The sequence below is a fragment of the Bacillus sp. P4_D3 genome (assembly GCF_056401855.1).
In genome coordinates, this window is the sequence record NZ_JBFUIN010000494.1 from 1 (window position 1) to 2,366 (window position 2,366).

Consider the following 2,366-nt stretch of genomic DNA (forward strand, 5'->3'; position numbering starts at 1 on the left):
GTCTGTGTAGTAATTAGACTGAAAGTAAACTATGTACTACATTTTGTGTTGGAAAAGAAGTACATTTCATTCACTATCATTACTTAAAATTCCTAAATAGTTGGTAGTCTTCTTCTTTTAAGACAGAAAGGAATTTTAATAATGTGCATAAAGCTCTCACTCAGGCTCTTTACTACACACACTCTTATACACATAGAAAAACTATTTTTAGTTTGCTATTTTTTTAATTTTACATATTCTCGGTTGATTGGCTACGAACTACAATTCGTAACATACCGAAAAACAAAAGAAAACAAACTGTAACATAAGTTACGTTTTGTAACTCTCTTGTAATATAAATGTAACATAAGGTTTTAAAACATACAATAGTTTTTTTACATTATTTTCCCCCCATCTATATTTTAAGGCGTCCATACGATTCCAATCCTTAGTGTAAATAAGGATTCTTCATAAGAGTATGCAATGGATCTCGCCTCATTATCATCAAGTCAAAAAGTAAACAGTACTCTGAAACGAGAATTTCGTACACTAATAAAAAAAGCCTACTAATTAAAGTAGACTTAAAATAATGCCGTATAAATTTTACACCTAAAGATTTTTTAAGATTATCAAATTAATAGTTTGTCAGTTCATGTTCAGGAGTTTGAATAATAACAGGATTTTTCCCTGGATCGATCCATCTCAACATATCAATAACATTTTGTTTATCTACACCTGTACACCCTTCTGTCCATGAAGTAGAAACATGGAAGAAGATTGCGCTTCCTTTGTATGGTGTACGTGATTCAGTATTATAATTAATTACGAATCCATAATCATATGCTGGAATATACATATTTTCAGCTGATTTCCATCTACCTCTTACAGGCTTTTCCTGTAAAGTATTATAGTATGGAGATGTAGAATCATCTACCCAAACATGATTTTGCGTTAAATTAATAAAGGGAAGTTTCGTACCAGGATTCCCTTGTCTACCGAAAGCTGCACCAATTGTGTATTTTCCTCTTGGCGAACTCATACCACTTTCACTCATCTCAACTGCAAAACCTTTTTTCCCAATATATCCACTTATATTCTTTTGCTCTCTCCATTTCCCATTTGAATTTTCAAATGTACGAACTTGAGCTTGATTTGTATTATATCCTTTTGTTGTAACTAAGATGACCTGTTGATTATTTTGGATCGTTTTTAAGTTATCAATAACTGTTCTAGATTCATTCATATTCATCCATTGTAGACCTGAACCAGTTCTTATACGCAACCACGTACCTCTCTCTTCAACTACTGTCACCGTTTGCGCTGTATATTTTACAAGTACATTCGCCGAGTCCGCTGGATAATCATATGTGAAAAATTCTCTATTAATATGAATTCTTTTCTCGTTTAATAAGATCCATTTGAACCCTTGATATGTATGGATTTTAACCCAGCCATCTCCTCTTTCTTCATACACTGTTACAGTTTGCGGGGCACCTTCAAAAGCGATTCCTGAAGATAATGATGCATCGTGATAAGCAAAGAAAGATTTGGACATCTGAATTTGTTTACGTTTGAACTCTTTATCTTTTGAAGTATCTGTTCGAGCAACTAAACTTACAGTTTCAGCACGAGTAATCGTTTGATCAGGCTTCCAATTATCATCACCGTATCCACTTGAAATACTTAATTCAACTAGGATGTTTACATGTTTCTCGCTCCAATGCTCTTTTAAGTCGTTAAATACTGTTGGAGGATTCCCTGTCACTTTCTCTTGTAATTTGTATGCATTTACTAACATAGAAGCCATTGCGCCCCTCGTTAGCTTTCCAGTAGGATTAAACTTCCCGTTCCCATCTCCTTTAATAACACCCGCTTTTTCTATAGCCGCAATATACGGAGCTGCCCAATGCTTTTTTGAGTCATCAAAAGAAGGCTTTGCCGATTGATCGATAGGAAGATCCAATATTTTAGCCATAATTGTTGCGGCTGCCCCTCTATCTATCTCTAAATTTGGTGAAAACGTACCATCAGGCATACCTGACAATACATTTTTATTTATAAGATAGTCTACTGATGGCTTTACCCAACCAGGAACATCAGGAAAACTATTTGGAGCTGCTTGTACTTTTGATGGTTGCTCTTGCTGTATCACGTTCTCTTGTTTTGTTTGTTCTTTCGTAGCTTCCGTTTCCACTTCATTCTTTAGCTGATTTTGTTGCATTTCAGCTACTGTTTCTGCCTTTTCCTCTACTTTCACTTTTGAATCGCTCTCTTTATTTACCTGATCTTGTTGCGCTTCAATTTCTTTTTTCACTTGATCTTCCTGAGCTTTTATTTCACTTTCTTTTTGTTGCGAAAGAACATGTTCCTCTTCTACTGTGTATTGT

1 protein-coding gene is annotated in these 2,366 nt (G+C 34.7%); it reads right to left on the minus strand.

Annotated features, from left to right (window positions below; genetic code table 11):
- Nucleotides 1-613 precede the first annotated feature (613 nt).
- Complete coding sequence (locus AC1DTM_RS23195) at nucleotides 614-2,200, minus strand: S-layer homology domain-containing protein (RefSeq protein WP_372343022.1); 1,587 nt, start codon at nucleotides 2,198-2,200, stop codon at nucleotides 614-616.
- Between the last annotated feature and the right edge of the window lie 166 nt (nucleotides 2,201-2,366).